Below are 1,391 nucleotides of genomic sequence, written 5' to 3'. Positions count from 1 at the left end.
GACGCCGCGGCCGAGGCCGCGCGCACCCTCGGCTACCCCGTGGCCCTCAAGGCGACCGCGCCGCACCTCAGGCACCGCGCCGACCTCGGCGGCGTCCGCCTGGACCTCGCGGACGAGGAGCAACTGCGCCGGGCGTACGCCGAGTTGACCGAGCTGTTCGGCGCGCCGCAGGAGCTGCGCCCCGTGGTGCAGCGGATGGCGCCGCGCGGTGTCGACACCGTCGTACGGGCGGTCATCGACCCCGCCGCCGGAGCCGTGCTCTCCTTCGGCCTGGCCGGGGCCGCCTCGCAACTGCTCGGGGACATGGCGCACCGGCTGATCCCGGTCACCGACCGGGAGGCGACCTCGTTGGTGCGATCGATCCGGACGGCCCCGCTCCTGTTCGGCTGGCGCGGCTCGGCACCGGTCGACACTCCCGCGCTGGAGGAGCTGATGCTGAGGGTGTCGCGGCTGGTCCACGATCACCCGGAGGTCGTGGCGGTCACTCTCGAGCCGGTCGTCGTCGCCCCGCACGGCGTGAGCGTCCTCGGCGCCTCCGTGCGCCTGGCCCCGCCCCCCGCCCGCGACGACCTCGGGCCGCGGACCCTCCCGGTGGCGTACTGAGGGCGCGCGGAGCGGCCGGGAGCCCGGGGGAGAGGCCCGGGACGAGGCCCCGCGCACGCGGAGTGCCCCGAGCGGTGCCTCGCAGTCAGCGGCCCCCCGTAGGATGGGCGTCATGGCCAAGACCAGTACGACGACCCAGGGGCTGCGGGCGGCGATCGAGCGCAGCGGCTACTACCCGGCCCTCGTGGCCGAGGCGGTGGAGGCCGCCGTGGGCGGCGAGCCCGTTCGGTCGTACCTGGTCCACCAGGAGACGACGTTCGACCAGAACGAGGTGCGGCGGCACGTGACCGTGCTCGTCCTCACCGGCAACCGCTTCATCGTCAGCCACACCGACGAGCAGGCCGCGGACAACACCTCCCCGACGCCGTACGCCACCACGTCCACGGAGTCGGTCAAGCTCGACCGGATCTCGTCCATCGTGGTCAGCCGCGTGGTCGCCAACCCGGAGTCGTACAAGCCGGGCACGCTGCCCCGCGAGATCGTGCTCACCATCGGCTGGGGCGCCGTCTCCCGCATCGACCTCGAGCCGGCCGCCTGCGGCGACCCCGACTGCGAGGCCGACCACGGGTACACCGGCAACTCGACGGCGGACGACCTGAGCCTGCGCGTCAGCGAGGCGGGTGACGGACCGGAGACGGTGCGTCAGGCGCTCGCCTTCGCACAGGCCCTCTCCGAGGCGACCGCGGACCAGACGCGCTGATGGCGCAGCCCACGCAGCCCGCACGGCCCACGCCGTCCGCGCCTCCCGCCCAGCCCCTGTCCTCCGCGCCTGTCTCCTATACATATCT

At 74.3% G+C, this 1,391-nt stretch carries 2 protein-coding genes; both read left to right on the top strand.

Annotated features, from left to right (window positions below; translation table 11 throughout):
- On the top strand, positions 1–603 hold a 603-nt coding region (locus tag B7L92_RS38575), incomplete at its 5' end, for an acetate--CoA ligase family protein (protein ID WP_081241681.1).
- 103 nt (positions 604–706) lie between these two features.
- Positions 707–1,303 carry a DUF5998 family protein gene (locus B7L92_RS38570; protein WP_016824359.1) on the top strand — a complete coding sequence of 199 codons (597 nt, stop codon included), beginning with the start codon at positions 707–709 and terminating at the stop codon, positions 1,301–1,303.
- Positions 1,304–1,391 lie beyond the last annotated feature (88 nt).

The sequence above is a fragment of the Streptomyces viridosporus genome, assembly GCF_002078235.1.
GTDB lineage: Bacteria > Actinomycetota > Actinomycetes > Streptomycetales > Streptomycetaceae > Streptomyces > Streptomyces viridosporus.
The sequence above is the reverse complement of the archived record's forward strand: the minus strand, read 5'-3'. Positions and strand labels throughout refer to the sequence as shown.

Excerpts from the sequence above, each read along its gene's own strand:
- B7L92_RS38570 (WP_016824359.1), top strand. The coding sequence starts at position 707 with ATGGGCGTCATGGCCAAGACCAGTACGACGACCCAGGGGCTGCGGGCG.